Here is a 17,641-nt window from a genome sequence, read left to right on the forward strand (position 1 = left end):
GGCCTTGGCCTAATCTGAATCTGCCGCTTGCGGCTGGCCCTCGCGTCAGGCATATCCGCGCTGATGGAGCTGTGGCCGAGTGGCTGAAGGCGGCGGTTTGCTAAACCGTTATAGGGTTGTAAAGCCCTATCGAGGGTTCGAATCCCTCCGGCTCCGCCACCCTTCGCCCTGACGGGATTCGGGTGGCAGGCCACCCGAAGGCCGGCAGAGCCAAGGGTGTCTCCCGAAGCTCCGTAGGAGCGCAGGGAGACTGTAACCACGTGTGGTACGTCTACTTCCTCGAACTGAGCAATGGCGACATCTACGTCGGCTCGACGGACGATCTGCGACGTAGAGTGGCGTCCCAAGGACATGTCATCTCGACCAACAAGTATTTGCCCTTGATTCTTCGTTCATATGTGGCGGTGGGCGATGAAGCAACGGCTCGCAAATCGGCAGCGCGCTCGGAGCCGTCACGATTGCAAACGTATCGCCCGGCGTCACACAGTTCAGCAGCGCGAGCATCGAACGTCCCACCCAGGAGCAAAGTATGACATCGCAGCAAGAGAGTTCGATGGCGCTGACGTTCCGCTGCCCGATCGAACTGGACGGGCTGCTGCCACCACCAGTGCCGGCAGCGCTCGGTGTGCCCGACTGGTTCAAGGCGATGCCATCACAGGCATTCAATCCGGTCCTTTCCCGGGTCGGCGACACGCTCAAGCGTTGCCCGCCCTTTATCGACGCCATGACCTCCGGCTTTTTGATTCCACTGATCTGCGACCTGAAGGTCGAGAATGGCGAATTCACCTGGGATAACGATCTGCCGCCGGGCGGAGAGGTCAGTTTCGTACGCTCGCCGATCGGATTCCACGACGCCAGTCAGGTCAGCGGCACGCCGCTGTTCGACGCCGATCGGTTCCTGATCAAATTCCATAACCTCTGGACGATCGAGGCGCCGGAAGGCTACTCGCTGCTGTTCACGCATCCGGCCAACCGCTTCGACCTGCCGTTCACCACGCTGACCGGTCTGGTCGATTGCGACCTCTACCATGACAACTGGATACATTTTCCGGCGCATTGGCACGACGCGAATTTCAGCGGCGTGCTGCCGAAGGGCACACCGGTCGCTCAATGCATCCCGGTGAAGCGAGAAAGCTGGGTGGCGCGCACGACGACATTCACCAAAGAAGAAGCGCAGCGGACGCACGATCTCACAACCGCGATCTACCGCGAGACCGGCATCTATCGGCGGCAGTTCCGGGCATAAAGACAATCAGGTTCGTTCAACGCCCAGGAACTTCGCGGCCGCGCTCGGCCGCAGGAAGAATCGGCCGTGCGAGGCGGCGGCAAGCGAGGTGATCGCCAGCCCGGCCAACTGCGGGGCGCCACGCGTGATTGTACGCAGGTTCGCTTCTCCCGCCTCGCGCTCACCCATCTCAAGCTGGCATATGCCGAGATTGTTTCGCGTCACGGCATCGTCGGGCCGCATCCCGAGCGCACGTCTATAGAGATCTGCGGCGGCGGCATATTCACCGTCCAGCGCCATCACCTTGGCCAACCCAACCAGAACGTCGTACCGCTCCGGCGCTGCCGCGAGCTGTTGCGAAAGAATTTCGCGCGCCTTGGCGCGATCGTTGCGTTTGACATGGAGATATCCAAGCTCCGTTCGCAGATCGACCGCCTCGGGGGTGAGCGCAAGCCCACTTTCGAGCACCGCGATGGCCTCGTCGACGCGTCCAATTTTGCCAAGCTGGCCCGCATATTCGAGAAACGCCGGTGGAAACGGCGGCCGCCGCGCAATGGTCCGGCGCAACCGGTCAAGCGCCTCGTCGCCCCGCCCGATGGCGGCCAATGCCCCGGCCAGCAGGGTTTCGAGCTGCGGATCGTCACTGCGACGCGCCGCCCTCTCCAACGGGGCGATCGCCTCGTCGGCGCGGTTCTGCATCAGCAGCGCGCGTCCGAGAATTTGCGCAGCAAGGGCATTGCCCCGGTCCGATTTCAATACGCCGAAGGCAAGCCGCTCGGCCTCATTGGGACGCTGCATCCGCAACGCAAACGCCGCGCTTTCGAGCGCCTGACTGCTCGAACCCGGCCGTTGGATATTCGAAGGATGTGGCGGGCGCTTCGACATCGACCCAAGAATAGGCCATATACAAGATTGCGCTAGCCGGCCGGTCCGGATTTCTCCGCGATTTCCGCTCCAGCCGCCACGGCGCCGGCCGGAAGGCGTCGTCCTCAGTGTGCCGTCATCCAGGTACGGGCTTCGCGCTGCGCGGTGGCGATCTCGGCGTCGGACATCATCGCGGCGACCTCGCGGCGCATGGAGATGGCATCCGCACGGCCCTTGAGTGCAGCAAGATTGAACCATTTATGCGCGGCAACGAGATTGACCACGCCGGAACGACCGCTTGCCCAGTACAAGCCGCGCTCGAACAGCACATCCGGGATCGCCGTGGCTTCAACCGGCGTCGCCGTGTCCAGATCAAATTGCCCCTGAAACATCAAAGTATCCCCTTTTTATCGTTGCCGCCCTGCCCCGAGCGCGGCCCCTGTCCACTGTTGAAACATCCCCAACGCCGTTTTCCGGTCTGTTGTTGGGATGATCATGACCGATCAAATTTGAAGGGCAGTTTAAGGTTCGCGATGAACGGGGTGTAAACGCGCGCATTGCGCTGCCGAACGCAAAATCGCAGAAGCGCCTGCGGCACAGGGAGAAGTGGTCAATCGTGAAGTTCGGTTTACCCTGCGGTTTCGCAGAACGATAACCATTGCAGCAAGGTCGGTGTCATCAGCCTTGTCACCGGGCAGGCCGCAACCGCCGCGCGATGACGGGTTCCAGCAGATGATCTGAAATTGCGCAGCTACTGCGACCATTCGGGAGTTGACGGCGTACCGGAACCCGAATTCGCGGGCGGTGACGCGCCTGGAGCAACAGGCGGCAGCGAAACGACCGGGCCTGCGAACAATCGAATGAAGTGAGGGAAGACTTCAGCGCCGGACGCCTGATGCGTGGGCTATCGGAACGCTTCGGGGAACGAGGAAAGCGTACGTTCCGGGGACAAGTACGCCCCGAGGGAACGAGGGCGTCGGCGAACACGTCAGGACCAGATTTCATGCCGGGCTTTGGGCCCGGTGAAATTGCGGGTGGTTAAGGACACCCGCACCGAACGAAGAAAAACTTGTTTCTTCTGCCGGACCGGCTTTGAAAGAGCGGGCTTCTTTTGAAAGAACGCTCTTTGCGAAATACGATCCAGCCGTTTGACCTGATGTCTCGCCGACACCCTCTTTCGTCGACCAGAGCCTTCAGAGTTTTATCCGGGGCTCGTGTGACGTGCCGGCATCAAGCCGCCGGCAATTCTTGGAGAAGCGAAGTTACTTCTTCTTCTTGGCGACCTTGCGGGTCTTCTTCGCAGTCTTCTTCACTGCGCTCTTCGCCTTCTTTGCCTTCTTAGCTTTCTTGGCCATGTTGCCCTCCTAATGTAAGTGAGATGGCTTAATCGCTGCGTGCACTCGGGAATCGAAATGCACTACATCCCGAATACACCAACGCATTCAAAAAAACAGCGCCCGCTTAAGGAAGTGTTGACGGGGCAATGTGAGAGCGCGCCAAGCGACGACGTCTGCGACATCGTAACATGCTCGCGCTTCGATGCAGAAAATGGCGAAGCGATGCGCACCGTCGCTGGTCAGTATTGCAGAAATCGCCTGTACAGTTGCGCATTTTTGAATTTGCGACGACGACGATCGATGAACGGTTGATGTCGCAGCGACTCATCGGCGGTGTCAAAAAGCCGCGCGCGCGGACTCTGAGTCGCACGGTTTGGCAACAAAAAAATTTTCGTGGTCACAGCGCTGAAGTCTCGCCGATGCGCGCCAAAACGAACTTTTCGGACGAATCGCGATCGCCGATTCGGATGCGCGCTTGCTGTCGCGACGGTCAGGTTTTGGGTCACGGCAGACGATCGATACATCCACGCACGTCTCGATCGCGACATCAAGGACGCTGCAGCGTGTCCCGTTACGGGACGACTCAGATGCCGAGCTTCGCCTTCAAGAGATCATTCACCGCCAGCGGATTGGCCTTGCCGCCGGACTGCTTCATCACCTGGCCGACGAACCAGCCGGCGAGTTGCGGCTTGGCTTTCGCCTGCGCGACCTTGTCCGGATTGGCCGCGATGATGTCGTCGACGACCTTCTCGATCGCGCCCAAATCCGTGACCTGCTTCATGCCGCGCGTCTCCACCAGCTCGCGCGGGTCGCCGCCTTCGGTCCAGACGATCTCGAACAGGTCTTTTGCGATCTTGCCTGAGATCGTGCCCTCGCCGATCAGGTCGACGATCGCGGCCAACTGCGCCGCCGACACCGGCGAGTCCGTGATGCCATGGCCTTCCTTGTTGAGACGCCCGAACAGCTCGTTGATCACCCAGTTGGCCGCGAGCTTGCCGTCGCGCGCCTTGTCGGCAAGACCAGCGAGCACGGTTTCGTAGAACACCGCGCTCTCGCGCTCGGCCACCAGCACGCCGGCATCGTAGGGCGACAGACCGAGGCTCTCGATGAAGCGCGCCTTCTTCTGGTCCGGCAATTCCGGCAGCTCCGACTTGAGCTTGTCGACATAGCTCTGCGTGAACTCGAGCGGCAGCAGGTCGGGATCCGGGAAATAGCGATAATCATGCGCCTCTTCCTTGGAGCGCATTGAGCGCGTCTCGCCCTTGTTCGGGTCGAACAGCCGCGTCTCCTGGTCGATCGTGCCGCCATCCTCGATGATCTCGATCTGGCGCCGCGCCTCGTACTCGATCGCCTGGCCGATGAAGTTGATCGAGTTCATGTTCTTGATTTCGCAGCGAGTGCCGAGCGGGCCACCGGGCTTACGCACGGAAACGTTCACATCGGCGCGCAAGCTTCCCTTCTCCATGTCGCCGTCACATGTGCCGAGATAGCGCAGGATCGAGCGCAGCTTGGTCACATAGGCCTTGGCCTGCTCGGCATCGCGGATATCAGGTTTTGATACGATCTCCATCAGCGCCACGCCGGACCGGTTGAGGTCGACATAGGACATGGTCGGGCTCTGGTCATGCAGCAACTTGGCGGCATCCTGCTCGAGATGCAGCCGCTCGATCCCGACGGTCGCGGTCTTGCCGCCGTCCAGTTCGACCACGACCTCGCCCTCGCCCACGATCGGCGACTTGTACTGGCTGATCTGGTAGCCCTGCGGCGAGTCGGGATAGAAATAGTTCTTGCGGTCGAACACCGAGCGCAGATTGATCTGCGCGTTAAGGCCGAGCCCGGTGCGCACCGCTTGGCGGACGCACTCTTCGTTGATCACGGGCAGCATGCCCGGCATCGCGGCATCGACCAGCGAGACATGGCTGTTCGGCTCGCCGCCGAATTCGGTCGAGGCCGCGGAGAACAACTTTGACTTCGAGGTGACCTGGGCATGCACCTCCAGTCCGATGACGACCTCCCAGTCGCCGGTCTGGCCCTTGATCAATTTTCCCGGCTTGCCTGACACGTTCATGCTTTTCCACTCCCGAGCAGCGCGGACACGATCCGCTCCCATTCGGCTTCCAGAGAATCCTTCGCCACCGGCTGGCCGGCCTGACGGTACCAGTAGCCGGCATTGCCAAGATCGCCCTCGACACGGTGCAGATAGGCATGCACCCAGGCGGCCTCGGCGCTTCCTTCATCCTGCACGATCTTGTGTGCCTGATCCCATTCGCCCTTGGCGGCCCACCACAATGCAGCCAGCGGTGGTTCCAGGCTGGGTGCTGGCGCAGCGTCCGCGAGAGTGGCGCGGAAATCCGCCATCGCTACCACCAGCGCGGCGGCGTGAAGCGGCCGGCCGCCTGCTCCACGACTTCGCCGAGCGAGAACAGCGTCTGTTCATCAAACGGACGGCCGATCAGTTGCAGGCCAAGCGGCAGCCCTTGCGCGTCCTTGCCGGCGGGCACGGCGATGCCCGGCAATCCCGCCATGTTCACCGTCACCGTAAAAATGTCGTTGAGATACATCTCGACCGGATCGGCGCCGCCCTTTTCGCCGACGCCGAAGGCCGCCGACGGCGTCGCCGGCGTCAGGATCGCGTTCACGCCCTTGGCGAAGCAGTCCTCAAAATCCTTCTTGATCAGGGTGCGGACTTTTTGCGCGCGCAGATAATAGGCGTCGTAATAGCCGGCCGAGAGCACGTAGGTGCCGATCATGACGCGGCGGCGGACTTCGTCGCCAAAACCCTCGGCGCGGGTGTTCTCGTATAATTCGCCGATCGAACGGCCGGGCACGCGCAGGCCGTAGCGCACGCCATCGTAGCGCGCGAGGTTGGACGAGGCTTCCGCCGGCGCCACGATGTAATAGGCCGGCAGCGCGTATTTGGTGTGCGGCAGCGACACCTCGACCAGCTCGGCGCCGGCCGCCTTCAGCCACGCCGCGCCCTCGGTCCAGAGCTTTTCGATTTCCGCCGGCATGCCGTCGAGGCGGTACTCCTTCGGGATGCCGATCTTCATGCCCTTGACGGATTTTCCGATCGCGGCTTCGTAATCGGGGACGCCGATATCGACGGAGGTCGTGTCCTTCGGATCGTGCCCGGCCATTGAGCGCATCAGGATGGCAGAATCGCGCACCGTGCGCGCGATCGGCCCCGCCTGATCAAGCGAAGACGCGAACGCCACGATGCCCCAGCGCGAGCAGCGGCCATAGGTCGGCTTGACGCCGACAGTTGCGGTGAAGGCGGCGGGCTGGCGGATCGAGCCGCCGGTGTCGGTCGCGGTCGCGCCCATGCAGAGCAGCGCCGCCACGGCGGATGCCGATCCGCCGGACGAGCCGCCGGGCACCAGCGAGGTGTTGGAACCTTCACGCCGCCACGGATTGACCACCGGACCAAAACACGAGGTCTCGTTCGACGAGCCCATCGCAAACTCGTCGTTGTTGAGCTTGCCGAGCATGACAGCGCCATCGCGCCAGAGCTGCGAGGTGACGGTGGATTCGTAAGGCGGCACGAAATTGCCGAGGATTTTCGAGCACGCGGTGGTGCGCACGTCCTTGGTCGCGAACAAATCCTTGATCCCCAGCGGAATGCCCGCGAGCGGTCCGCCCTCGCCCCTGGCGATCCTGGCGTCGATCGCGCGCGCCATGGCACGCGCCTGATCCGGCGTCTCCAGGATGAAGGCGTTGAGCGAACGCGCCGCTTCGATTGCGGCAAGATGCGCATCGGTCAGTTCAAGCGAGGTGAAAGACTTGTTCGCGAGGCCGGCTTTGGCCTCGGCGATCGTCATCGATGTCAGGTCGGTCATTTATTGATCGGGCTGCAGAAGAACGGAGAAAGCGTCTTGTCGTTGCCGGGATCGTTGGCGCGGGCCTTGTCGGCGGCCTCGAGCTGATCGAGCACAGCGTCCATCGCCTTGTCGGGATCGGCGGCCTTGCCCTGCCGCTCCATCGCGTCGAGGTAGTTCATGTAGGCCTGATAGGCCTTTTCATCGTCGCAGAGCAGACACATCGGACTTCCGATCTCATCAGAATCTTTAGTTTGACGCGTTTTCTTTACGTGAACCGGTACCCACTTCGCTTGAAAACGCTACGGAACTTATTCAACAACTTTCGGCACCATGAAGAAATGATTTTGCGTTTCCGGCGCGTTCCTGACGATGTCGTCGGAGATCTCGCCGTCATTGACCACATCGGCCCGCTTCTTCATTTCCATTGGGGTCACCGACGTCATCGGTTCGACGCCGTCGACGTTCACTTCCGAAAGCTGCTCCACGAAAGCCAGCATGGCGTTCAGCTCGCCCTGCAGATGGGGAACCTCGGCCTCGGTGACCGCAATTCGCGCCAGATGCGCGATGCGGCGAACGGTGGCGGCATCAACGGACATAAATATAGGCCTCGAATGGAGAATTCGCATCTGCCGTATAGCAGAGGCCGCTTTTGCACCGCAACCGCGGGAACACGCCGCCGTGGTCATTCTGATGCCGGATTATCCGCCGTTTGGGCATTAAAGCAGGCAGCGGGCTCACCTCAGCCGACGCACAAGATTTCGTGTGCAAGGCACAGATTTCATGCGCAAGAGCGCCCTTGCGAAACCATTTTTGGCCTCTCACGTAGTCGTCCTGAAACAGGCGGGGATGTAGTCACGGCCACCAAATGGGGGTCGACCATCGAAAACGACAGTGCTGGATCGGAAAGCTGGGATCCCGCCCTCTGGTCAATCGGGACCGTCCTTGGCGCTGCGATCGTTTACCTCGCCTGCTTAACCTGACCAACGCGAGTAAGAGCCATGTCCCAGGCAAAAGTCCTCCGGGAAAAGGCGGAAATGTTCGAACGCCGCGCGGAAAGTGCGACCGATCCGATCTCGAGGCAACACTACAAGGAGATGGCCGCGCATTACCGGTCGCTGGCCGCCGAGCACCTGGACGTCAGGCGCGACGAACCGGCGCACTAGGACAGCACAAAACCGGTTCAAGCCGCCAGCTAGCCGCCCAACGCACTGAACCGCGCCAGCGCGGCGCCAGCAAGCGCACGGGTCAGCTCGGCTGCCGGCATCTCGCGGCCCATCCGCACCGCCTGCCCGGCCCAGAGATTGGTGAAATCGACCTTGCCGAGCTTTTCGGCCGCCGCCTTCAGCGGCCCGAGCGCGGTGGCGGCGTGCGGGAATGCCGGCGCATCCGGCGAGATCGGGCCGACCTCGCCCATGACACGGTTGGCGACCCCGCGCGCGGGCCGGCCGGTCATGACATTGGTGATGACGGTGGAATCGTCGTGCGCCTGGGCCAGCGCCGTGCGCGCTGGCGCGACCACCTTGGATTCCGGACAACGAAGATAGGCGCTGCCGATCTGTACGCCGGACGCGCCCAGCGCAAACGCCGCCGCGATGCCGCGCCCGTCGGCGATACCGCCAGCCGCGATCACCGGCACCCTCACCGCATCGACCACCTGCGGCACCAGCGCAAACGTGCCGGGCTGCTGGGCGATATTGTCGGTCAGGAACATGCCGCGATGGCCGCCCGCCTCCGCGCCTTGCGCGATGATGACGTCGGCGCCGTTCTCCTCCAGCCAGATCGCTTCCTTCACGATCGTTGCCGATGACATCACGATGCAGCCTGCCGCCTTGACGCGCTTGACCAGCGCCTGATCCGGCAGGCCGAAATGGAAGCTCACCACTTCCGGCTTCAGCTCCTCCACGACAGCGCACATCGCTTCATCGAATGGCGCGCGGTTGGCGGCGTTGACGGGCGCGGCGGGATCGAGACCCAGCTCCTTATAGTAGGGCCCAAGCCGCGCCTTCCAGCCGGCCTCGCGCGCGGGATCGGCATCGACCGGCGTGTGACAGAAGAAGTTCATGTTGACCGGCGCCGAGACCCGCTGGCGGATGATGTTGACCTGCTCGCGGGCCTTCTCGGCCGAGATCATCGCACATGGCAGCGAACCCAGTGCCCCGCCCTGCGCCGCCGCGATCACCAGCTCGGCGTCCATGATACCGGCCATCGGCGCCAGCACGATCGGAAATTCGGTCTTGAAGAGGTCGATGATCCGGCGGTCTGGCCACATGGTTCTGCTCGCTTGAATGAATTGAAGGGACGTAAGGATCAGGCAGCGGAGGAGTTCCGTCGCCCGTTCAATATCTGGTCGGCCTCGGTGACGATCCTGTCAACGATTTCGGCCGCCGGCGGGATATCATGGATCAGCCCGACGGATTCACCAGCGATGACGGCAGCGATGTCAAAATTCCCGGCGACCCTCGCCGCCGCATATTCGGCCGCGACCGCCTGGACGTTTTGCATGAGTTCGATCTCGCGCCCCATCCAGCGCCGCGCATGATCGTTGATCAGGCAGCGTCCGGTAAAAGGCGCCGGCCAGACATTGTTGCGCGAGAGATCGAAGATGATGCCGCGGACGCTGTTGCCGCTCGACGCCGCGCAGATGCGTTTCTTGGCCTCTTCTGCCCCATCACATTCCGCGCTCGCATAAAAGCGCGTGCCAAGCAGCACGCCGGAAGCGCCCAGCATCATCATTGCAGCCAGCCCGCGGCCATCACCGATGCCGCCGGCGGCCGCGACCGGCACCCGGCCGGCTGCGAGATCGACGATCGCCGGCACGATGTCGATCGTCGTCCGCGACGCGCCATGGCCGCCGGCCTCCGTTCCCTGCGCGATCAGAATGTCGGCGCTCGCATCGAGGGCCTGCCGCGCCATCGCCTCGTCCTGCACCTGGCAGATCAGGAGCGCGCCCGACGCCTTGATGCGCGGCGCAAAGGGCTTCGGATCGCCGAACGACAGCATGATCGCGCGCGGACCGGCTTCAAGCGCGATGTTCAGCAGCGCCGGCTGTTTCGCAAGGCTCCAGGTGATGAAGCCGATGCCGAAGGGATCAGAGACATCAGCAAGCTTGGCCGTCTCCTGCTCCAGCCACGCTCTGTCACCGTAGCCGCCGCCGAGAATACCGAACCCGCCGGCGGCGCTGACGGCCTTAGTGAGACGTGCGCCCGCGATGACGTCCATCGGCGCCGACAGGATCGGATGCTGGATGCCCAAACGGGCGGTCAACGGTGTCAATATCGGCATGTCCCCTCCCTGCGGTCTAGACAGTGAGATTAGGGCGAACTATCATTCTCTAAAAATGAATACTAAAGGATGCTACCATCTCTAAAATAAAACGGAATGCCCCATGGAGTTGAGCGACCTCCTGACCTTTTCGACGGTTGCGCGGCTGGGCGGCATCACCCGCGCCGCCGACGAACTCAACACCGTGCAGTCCAACGTCACGCAACGGGTGAAGGCGTTGGAGGCCGAGATTGGCACCGCGCTGTTCGAACGGCACAGCCGCGGCATGACGCTGACCGGCGCCGGCCGCCGTCTGCTGCCCTACGCGCATCGGATGGCCGCGCTGTCGCGCGAGGCGCTGCTAGCCGCGCGCGACGATGGCGAACCGAAGGGACCGCTCGCGATCGGATCGATGGAAACGACCGCAGCCGTTCGCCTGCCTTCCCTGCTCGCCGAATTCCATCGCCGGTTCCCGGCGGTGCGGCTGAGCCTGCGGACGTCGACGACGGCCGAACTGGTGGCGGGCGTGCTCAACGGTACGTTTGACGGCGCGTTCGTCGCAGGCCCGATCGAGCATGCCGAACTCGACGCGACGGTCGCCTTCCGCGAAGAACTGGTCCTGGTGACGGCGCGGCGCTGGCCAAGCCTTGCCGCTTTACGTGCTGGCACGCCGGAATCCGGCCCCACCGCGTTGGTGTTCCGCACCGGCTGCACCTACCGCCAGCGGCTCGAGCAGATCTTTTCGGAATTCGGCTGGCCGTCTTCCGCGCGCTTCGAACTCGGCACGCTCGACGGCATGATCGGCTGTGTTGCCGCCGACATGGGCGTGACGCTGCTGCCGCGCGCGGTGGTCGGGCGGAACGAGACCGTGAGCATTCACGCGCTGACCCCGGCGCAATCTGCTGTCGATACGCTCTTCATCACCCGCCGCAGCGCGCATCAATACAGCGCCCTGCAGGGCTTCGCTTCCTGCCTGAGCGGCAATGGCGAGGTTATCGCCGCCTGACAACCCAACGGCTAGATCCTGATGTCGTCGTAGCTTTCGATCAGGCGCGGCCCCACCGCGGTCGCTTCGTGGGAATCAGCCTGCGCCAGTTTGCCGAAGTCCAGCTTAGTGAGTTTCGCCAAGCCGATGACTGAGACCTGGAAGACCTGAACATCCTCCGCGGAAAGCTTCTCCGCGTCATGGATCCGGTCGATGTCCATGATCAGATGACGCTGGCTGACAATGAACGCCGCAGCCTTGAGGCGATCGTTGCCCTTGCTGACGAGTATCTTCCAGAAATATTTCGGGATCGCCACGCCGCCGAAGATCGGGTCCTTGTGTGGTCGACCCGACGGGTCCGGCAGATCGGCACCCTCGGCATCAGGACCGTCGAAGATCGGCCCGGTGATGACCACGCCCTTGTCTCGGCGTTTCAGCAGTTCGTCGCGCGTATAATCCTCCAGGCCTGCCCATAGTTGCTTGCCCTGGTTGAACGACCAAAACTGCGGGGAGCAATTGGTGAAGTGGAGGAATCGTCGCCGTGCTCCTTGGCTTCATCGACGCTGTCGCCCCAGGTCGCATCGAGGCGGCGGACCAGATGTCCGCGATCGAACGGATTGGCGCTCCGGTCAGCTTCGAACGCCGATTGCTTGCCATAGAAGTCATTGCCGATCTGGAAATCTTTGTCGATCCGTGGATCGCGCAGCCAGGAATCGCCCTCGCGCTTGCCGACGTCCTGCTGCGCACCTCCGTCGATATTGACCGCGGTGAAGAAAGCCAGCTTGCGCTCCTTGTTCATGATCACGCTGTAATTGAAGTATTTCAGTTCGGACTTCGAACGATTGGATTTCAGCGTAGCGACCTTGGATCGAAGGGAGGCAGGAATCTTCGGCAAGGGCACCGAGAATTTCCCGGTGCCGATGAAGTTCGGTTTGTAGCCGGAGCGCGATCCCAAGGTGGATTGGTCGATATGCACGGCCTCCATCGGTCGACCTGTCAGCGAACCGATACGCGCAGCACCGGCCGGACCGGCAATCGGCGCTGTGACCGGTTGCGTTGGCCTGGTTTCCGGGAGGGCCGCCTGGCCGTTTTTCCTGAAGAACGGCACGGGAATGCGCAGGGGGACTACCAGCGAGGTCACATCGCCGGATTGCTCAAACCACAGTTCGTGATCGCCTCCGTTCCCATTCGGCGACACATTGGCCGGCACCTGTTCGTTGCCCGGTGCGGCCGGCGGCGGTGGCTGCACTTCGTCGAGTACCGGCTTCACCAGCGGATGCGAGCCGACCGTCACTCTGAGATCGGCCACGATGGCGCTGACACGGACGCCCTCGTTGGCGATCCAGTCGATCGAGGCTTCATCCATCGACGAGTCCCATACCTTGCCATCCTTGGTAAGGGTGCGGCCCTGCGCATTCTTTCTGGGGACGCCGCTATGGTGAAGAGCAATCACCTGCCAGAACCGGTTGAAGGCCGGAGAGCCTGATGAGCCGGAACTGGTGTCGGTCATGTACCAGACGAAATCCCCGACATACTTCAGTAGCTTGTTGTCACGAACGCATACTTGCTTCGGCTGCCCGCTGGGATGCTGGATGATCGTCAGATATTCGCCGGGGTCGCCTTTGCCTGGCTGCCCGCTCAGCGGCAGCCAGCCCCAATCGATCAACCGTCGGCCGCCGGCCAGCGACACCGGCGCTACCGCAACGATCGAATAGTCGAGTCTGTCGTTGGTGTAGAAGAGCTTATCCGGCTCGAGCCCGAACCGGACGGGTTCCCGCTCCATGCCGGCAACGTTCAATTCATAGTCGAAATCGGCAACGGAATTGAGCGCGTCGGCTGGCCTGCCGAATACGTGGTTATTGGTCATCATCAGACCGGGGCCGATCAGGAAACCCGACGCATATCCCACCAGGTTCGAGCGTGCGTCCTTGAGCTGGATGCGGCAGATCGAGCGCGAAGCGATGGTGCCCTTGGCGAGGTAGTTGATGCTATCGAGTTCATTGCCATTGATAATCCGTTCAAGCCCGATCCGCGCGGATACTGTGTCTTCGGTTTGCGCCAACAGCTGGCGCATGCGAGCCCTCTTTTTCTCTTCCGTCATCGAGATTGGCCCGTCGCCAAGTTTCCGGTTCAGGGCGGCTGGAGAGAACTCTGCCTGCTCGAAGCGTCGCTCGGAGGCGGCAATAAGCGTGGGTTTCATGAACATCGTCATCTCCAATCAAAAAAGTAAAGTGAGGACGCAGCGTAGAAATCTGATAGGCGACAGCAGGCGCAAAAACGGCCGTCGCTATTCAAGGGACAAACTCAAGTCCCTTTCTCGATATGCTTGCGATGCACCATTCGGCGCGAGTTGGGAAAAATACAATAAAAACGACTTCACTACCTAAGTTTACATATTATCACTGAAGCAACTACAACGCAATCTTTTGGCAGCTTACGCCGAAGCTCGCCTGACATACCAGCGCCGCACCGCGACGCCGACCCAGATCGCCTCGACCAGCCCGAACGGCCAGGCGCCCTGCAGGAAACCGTAGACCGAGCCGAGCGCACAAGCGCCGGCGAAGGCGAGGATGAACCAGTGGCTGCGATCCTCCAGCGCATAAGCCATCAGCATCGCGGTCACCGCGAACAGGCCGAACAGGCTCAGCGCATCCATCTGATAGCCTTGCCTCGCGGTCATTCCGCCGCACGAAACTTCTGTGCCATCGTTCTGCAACAAATCGATTTGCGCTGCACACTTACGCGGCCTTGCGGAGTTCGATCGCACGCGCGCGTCGAGTTCAAAAAAAATTCTGGCCGCCCCACACTACCACGTTAGTATGAGCCGCTAGCTACCAAAAACCATAACGTCAATCTGGGAGGGACTGCGATGCGCATTGCGTTCGTATTGAGCTGTTCTGTCGCCTTGTTGGGTGCGGTCGGAACAGCAAGCGCTCAGGACTGGACGAAATCGAAATGGGGACCGAACGACGAGGTCGGCGCCGCCAATTACATGAAGCCCGAACTCGTCGTGAAGGCAGCGGGTTTGGTCAAGACCGGCAAGACCTACGCGCTCGGCATTCCCGTCGACTCCAAGACCCCCGCCTATCCGCCGCGGGCCTTCAAGATCACGGTGGTTCAGCCCGGCCAGGCCGGCATTCCCGGCCTTGGACCCAACAAGACAACCTACAACGACGACATCATTGAAGGCTGGGTCGGCGTCGGTAGTCAGTTGGACGGCCTCGGCCATCTCGGTATCGAGCACGTCTACTACAATGGCAACAAACTCGCCGACTTCGCCGATGCGACCGGACTGAAAAAGCTCGGCATCGAGAAAGTCCCGCCGATGGTGACACGGGGCGTGCTGCTCGACATGGCGGCTCACTACGGCACCGACGTGGTCAAGGAAGGCACCGCCTTCAACGTCAAGGAGATCGAGGAAGTCGCGAAGAAGCAGGGCGTCGAAATCCGCCAGGGCGACGTCGTGATCTTCCATACCGGCTGGCTCAGCCTGATCGGCAAGGATGACAAGCGCTATGGTGCCGGGGAGCCGGGCCTGGGGGTCGAAGGCGCCAAGTATCTCACCGGCAAGGGCGTGGTTGCCGTCGGCGCCGATACCTGGGGACTCGAAACCGTTCCGTTCGAATCCAAAAACATCTTCGAGGTGCATCAGATCTTGCTGGCGATGAACGGCACCTACATCCTGGAAAACATGGACACCGCAGAGCTGGCCAAGGACAAGGCTTATGAGTTCCTGTTTGTCCTCGGCCAGCCGCGCTTCAAGGGTGGCGTGCAGAGCATGATCAACCCGATAGCGATCCGGTAAGACCATATCGGCAGGCGGCGTGGCGTTCTCGCATGGACGCCACGCCATTATCGGCTTTGCCTGCGCCACGCACCGCGTGTTAAGCGGGGCCATGCCCGCCCCTATCCTCCCCTTGATCGATGCCGTCACGCACTGGCCCGAGCGTGGCGCCCTGATCGGCCTCGATCTCGGCACCAAGACCATCGGTGTTGCCGTATCCGATCCCGATCGCCGCCTGGCGACCGGCGTCGAAACGCTCCACCGCAAGGCCTTCAAGGCCGACGCGGCGCGGCTATTGGCGATCTCGGGCGAACGCAACGCGGTCGGTTTCGTGCTCGGCCTTCCCATCAACATGGACGGCAGCGAGGGTCCGCGCGCGCAATCGACCCGCGCCTTTGCCCGCAATTTCTCCAACCTCACCGGCCTTGCCATCGCGCTGTGGGACGAGCGGCTCTCGACGGCTGCCGTCGAGCGCGAGCTGATCGGCATGGACGTCTCCCGCGCCCGCCGCGCCGAGGTGATCGATGAACACGCCGCCATGTTCATCCTGCAGGGCGCGCTGGACCGGCTGACGAAGCTGCGGGGGGGCGCCTAGGGATGGGGGTCGTCATTGCGTCGCTGCTGCCGGTGTTTTTGCTGATCGTGCTCGGCTTTGTCCTGAAACGCACCCTGATACGACCGGAAATGCAGTGGCATGGGCTGGAGCGGCTGACTTACTACGTGCTGTTTCCGGTCCTGCTGATCCAGACCCTGGTGAAGGCCGACCTCACCAAGGTGCCGGTTGCCGGCGTCGGCGGCGCGTTGCTGCTGTCGGCGCTTGCGATGTCGCTGCTGTGTCTTGCGCTGCGTCCGCTGCTCGCCCGCGCCGCGATCGATGGTCCCGCCTTTACCTCGATCTTCCAGGGTGCGACGCGGTGGCAGACTTTTGTCGCGCTCGCCGTCTCCAGCAGTCTGTTCGGTGACCTCGGGCTGGCGCTGGCATCCGTCGCGATGGTCGCCATCATCCCGCTGGTCAACGTCCTCAGTGTCTCGGTGCTTGCCCATTACGCCTCGCCGGAAAAGCGCTCGGCCGGTTCAATTGTCGTGACCGTGGTGCGCAATCCCCTGATCTGGGCCTGTGCGGTCGGGCTGGCGCTCAACGTCACGCACATTCCACTGCCCAAACTCTGGCACGAGGTGGCGGACGCGCTCGGCCGCTCCTCGCTCGCCATCGGCCTTATGGTGACCGGCGCCGGCCTGCATCTCGAAGGCCTGTTCAGGCCGAGCCTCGCCGCCGGCGTCGCGGTGTTCCTCAAGCTGGTGCTGATGCCGGTGATCGCGGTCGCGTTGGCGCTAAAATTTGGACTTGCCGATTCCAGCCTCGCCGTCGTGGCGGTCTGTTCGGCGGTGCCCGCGGCGTCAAGCGCCTATGTGCTGGCGCGGCAAATGGGCGGCGACGCGCCGCTTTTGGCGCAGATCATTACGCTGCAGACGATATTGGCGGCGATCACGATGCCGATCGCGATCGCGCTGGTGGCATAGAACAGCCGCGGCGGATATTGTCGCGGCGCAAACTTGCCTCGTGCCAGCCCACTAGGTAGAAATAGACAACGCGCCTTGTCGATCACCACCCGATGCGCCCCACAGGCCCGAGCATGGTCATTCCACCTTGATCCCGCCATTGAGCAACGTCTGGCCGAGGCTTGTGATCGTCGAGGGGATCATGGGCTCCGGCAAGTCGACCGTCACAGTGAACATCGCTCGCCGGCTGGAGGCATCCGGCATCCCCGCCACCGGGATAACCGAAGGGGCCGATCCGCATCCGATCCGCTTCGATTGGGACCTGCCCTGGAGCGCGATGCCGCCGGCAAAGCTTGCCAAATCGTGCATCGCCAAGTGGCGCGCCTTCGTTGACAGTTCGCTGGCCGCCGACCGCATCCAGGCTGTCGACGGGCAACTGTTCCACGGCAATCTGACGTCGCTGCTGCTGCTCGAAGCCGACATGGAGTTGATCGCCGCCTATTGCCGGGAAGTTGTCGCGGTCATCAAGCCGTTGCGCCCGCTGCTGATCTATTTCCACCAGGACGACGTCGACAGCGCCATTCGCGCCGTCTCGGCGCAGCGAGGCGATAAATGGGTGAACTATCAGGCCAACTGGAAACTGGAATCGCCGTACGCCAGGAGGCGCGGGCTGGTCGGTCTTGACGGCCTGATCGCCCTCTATCGTCAATACCGGGCGCTAACCGACCAATTGTTTGCGGATCTCGATATTCCGAAGATCAGCATCGAGAACTCGCGGCAGCAATGGGCGCTCTATGACGACATCATCGATCGCGCGTTGACGAACCCGAATACAACGTAGGCCCACACCCGTACATCGTCCGGTTT

General features: G+C 62.3%; 19 protein-coding genes, 1 tRNA gene and 1 pseudogene. 9 read left to right on the top strand and 12 right to left on the bottom strand.

Going from position 1 to position 17,641, the window contains the following annotated elements; genetic code table 11:
• Positions 1-65: 65 nt before the first annotated feature.
• The 3 genes from V1279_RS18685 to V1279_RS18695 all read left to right on the top strand — a co-directional run bounded on the left by V1279_RS18685 (position 66) and on the right by V1279_RS18695 (position 1,246).
• Positions 66-159: transfer RNA gene (locus V1279_RS18685), tRNA-Ser, on the top strand.
• A 101-nt stretch (positions 160-260) separates the two neighbouring features.
• On the top strand, positions 261-533 hold the full coding sequence (locus V1279_RS18690; RefSeq protein ID WP_334438676.1) for a GIY-YIG nuclease family protein: 273 nt from the start codon (positions 261-263) through the stop codon (positions 531-533).
• On the top strand, positions 530-1,246 hold the full coding sequence (locus V1279_RS18695) for a hypothetical protein (RefSeq protein WP_334438679.1): 717 nt from the start codon (positions 530-532) through the stop codon (positions 1,244-1,246). The genes V1279_RS18690 and V1279_RS18695 overlap by 4 nt, the downstream gene beginning before the upstream one ends.
• A gap of 6 nt (positions 1,247-1,252) precedes the next feature.
• Here V1279_RS18695 and V1279_RS18700 read toward each other — a convergent pair whose 3' ends face one another.
• The 7 genes from V1279_RS18700 to gatC all read right to left on the bottom strand — a co-directional run bounded on the left by V1279_RS18700 (position 1,253) and on the right by gatC (position 7,840).
• Positions 1,253-2,023 carry a tetratricopeptide repeat protein gene (locus tag V1279_RS18700; protein ID WP_334438682.1) on the bottom strand — a complete coding sequence of 257 codons (771 nt, stop codon included), beginning with the start codon at positions 2,021-2,023 and terminating at the stop codon, positions 1,253-1,255.
• Positions 2,024-2,214: 191 nt separating this feature from the next.
• Complete coding sequence (locus V1279_RS18705) at positions 2,215-2,481, bottom strand: hypothetical protein (protein WP_334446456.1); 267 nt, start codon at positions 2,479-2,481, stop codon at positions 2,215-2,217.
• 1,528 nt (positions 2,482-4,009) lie between these two features.
• Positions 4,010-5,494 (bottom strand): Asp-tRNA(Asn)/Glu-tRNA(Gln) amidotransferase subunit GatB, encoded by a 1,485-nt coding sequence (gene gatB, locus V1279_RS18710; RefSeq protein ID WP_334438684.1) that lies wholly within the window; start codon positions 5,492-5,494, stop codon positions 4,010-4,012.
• Positions 5,491-5,784: a hypothetical protein gene (locus tag V1279_RS18715; protein ID WP_334438686.1), complete on the bottom strand. Its 294-nt coding sequence runs from the start codon at positions 5,782-5,784 to the stop codon at positions 5,491-5,493. Before V1279_RS18715 ends, gatB begins: the two co-directional genes overlap by 4 nt.
• A gap of 2 nt (positions 5,785-5,786) precedes the next feature.
• Positions 5,787-7,262, bottom strand: coding sequence for an Asp-tRNA(Asn)/Glu-tRNA(Gln) amidotransferase subunit GatA (gene gatA, locus V1279_RS18720; RefSeq protein WP_334438689.1), 1,476 nt, complete (start codon positions 7,260-7,262; stop codon positions 5,787-5,789).
• On the bottom strand, positions 7,259-7,465 hold the full coding sequence (locus tag V1279_RS18725) for a hypothetical protein (protein ID WP_334438691.1): 207 nt from the start codon (positions 7,463-7,465) through the stop codon (positions 7,259-7,261). Before V1279_RS18725 ends, gatA begins: the two co-directional genes overlap by 4 nt.
• 87 nt (positions 7,466-7,552) lie before the next feature.
• Positions 7,553-7,840: an Asp-tRNA(Asn)/Glu-tRNA(Gln) amidotransferase subunit GatC gene (gene gatC, locus V1279_RS18730; protein ID WP_334446457.1), complete on the bottom strand. Its 288-nt coding sequence runs from the start codon at positions 7,838-7,840 to the stop codon at positions 7,553-7,555.
• 402 nt (positions 7,841-8,242) lie between these two features.
• On the opposite strand from gatC, the gene V1279_RS18735 reads away from it, so the two are divergent.
• Positions 8,243-8,407, top strand: a complete 165-nt coding sequence (locus V1279_RS18735) for a hypothetical protein (protein ID WP_334438693.1) — start codon at positions 8,243-8,245, stop codon at positions 8,405-8,407.
• Between the two features lie 29 nt (positions 8,408-8,436).
• Here V1279_RS18735 and V1279_RS18740 read toward each other — a convergent pair whose 3' ends face one another.
• The gene (locus V1279_RS18740) at positions 8,437-9,513 is read right to left on the bottom strand and encodes an NAD(P)H-dependent flavin oxidoreductase (RefSeq protein WP_334438695.1); all 1,077 of its coding nucleotides are present in this window, start codon (positions 9,511-9,513) and stop codon (positions 8,437-8,439) included.
• Between the two features lie 38 nt (positions 9,514-9,551).
• The gene (locus V1279_RS18745; RefSeq protein ID WP_334438697.1) at positions 9,552-10,526 is read right to left on the bottom strand and encodes an NAD(P)H-dependent flavin oxidoreductase; all 975 of its coding nucleotides are present in this window, start codon (positions 10,524-10,526) and stop codon (positions 9,552-9,554) included.
• A gap of 103 nt (positions 10,527-10,629) precedes the next feature.
• On the opposite strand from V1279_RS18745, the gene V1279_RS18750 reads away from it, so the two are divergent.
• Positions 10,630-11,511, top strand: coding sequence for a LysR family transcriptional regulator (locus V1279_RS18750; protein WP_334438699.1), 882 nt, complete (start codon positions 10,630-10,632; stop codon positions 11,509-11,511).
• Between the two features lie 11 nt (positions 11,512-11,522).
• On the opposite strand, the pseudogene V1279_RS18755 reads toward V1279_RS18750, so the two are convergent.
• The 3 genes and pseudogenes from V1279_RS18755 to V1279_RS18765 form a co-directional block, all read right to left on the bottom strand.
• Positions 11,523-11,966 (bottom strand): annotated as a pseudogene (locus V1279_RS18755) (DNA/RNA non-specific endonuclease); the annotation flags it as partial.
• Positions 11,924-13,702 carry a DNA/RNA non-specific endonuclease gene (locus tag V1279_RS18760; protein ID WP_334438701.1) on the bottom strand — a complete coding sequence of 593 codons (1,779 nt, stop codon included), beginning with the start codon at positions 13,700-13,702 and terminating at the stop codon, positions 11,924-11,926. The pseudogene V1279_RS18755 and the gene V1279_RS18760, both read right to left, overlap by 43 nt.
• Positions 13,703-13,924: 222 nt before the next feature.
• Positions 13,925-14,146: a hypothetical protein gene (locus tag V1279_RS18765; protein WP_334446459.1), complete on the bottom strand. Its 222-nt coding sequence runs from the start codon at positions 14,144-14,146 to the stop codon at positions 13,925-13,927.
• A 213-nt stretch (positions 14,147-14,359) separates the two neighbouring features.
• Here V1279_RS18765 and V1279_RS18770 point away from each other — a divergent pair, with 213 nt between their 5' ends.
• From V1279_RS18770 to V1279_RS18785, 4 genes are all read left to right on the top strand, one after another.
• Positions 14,360-15,295 carry a cyclase family protein gene (locus tag V1279_RS18770; protein ID WP_334438703.1) on the top strand — a complete coding sequence of 312 codons (936 nt, stop codon included), beginning with the start codon at positions 14,360-14,362 and terminating at the stop codon, positions 15,293-15,295.
• Positions 15,296-15,386: 91 nt separating this feature from the next.
• Positions 15,387-15,869: a Holliday junction resolvase RuvX gene (ruvX, locus tag V1279_RS18775; RefSeq protein WP_334438706.1), complete on the top strand. Its 483-nt coding sequence runs from the start codon at positions 15,387-15,389 to the stop codon at positions 15,867-15,869.
• A 2-nt stretch (positions 15,870-15,871) separates the two neighbouring features.
• Complete coding sequence (locus V1279_RS18780) at positions 15,872-16,795, top strand: AEC family transporter (protein ID WP_334438709.1); 924 nt, start codon at positions 15,872-15,874, stop codon at positions 16,793-16,795.
• 139 nt (positions 16,796-16,934) lie between these two features.
• Positions 16,935-17,615 carry a hypothetical protein gene (locus V1279_RS18785; RefSeq protein ID WP_334438712.1) on the top strand — a complete coding sequence of 227 codons (681 nt, stop codon included), beginning with the start codon at positions 16,935-16,937 and terminating at the stop codon, positions 17,613-17,615.
• The last annotated feature ends 26 nt before the right edge of the window (positions 17,616-17,641 follow it).

The sequence above is a fragment of the Bradyrhizobium sp. AZCC 1610 genome (assembly GCF_036924515.1).
Taxonomy (GTDB): domain Bacteria; phylum Pseudomonadota; class Alphaproteobacteria; order Rhizobiales; family Xanthobacteraceae; genus Bradyrhizobium.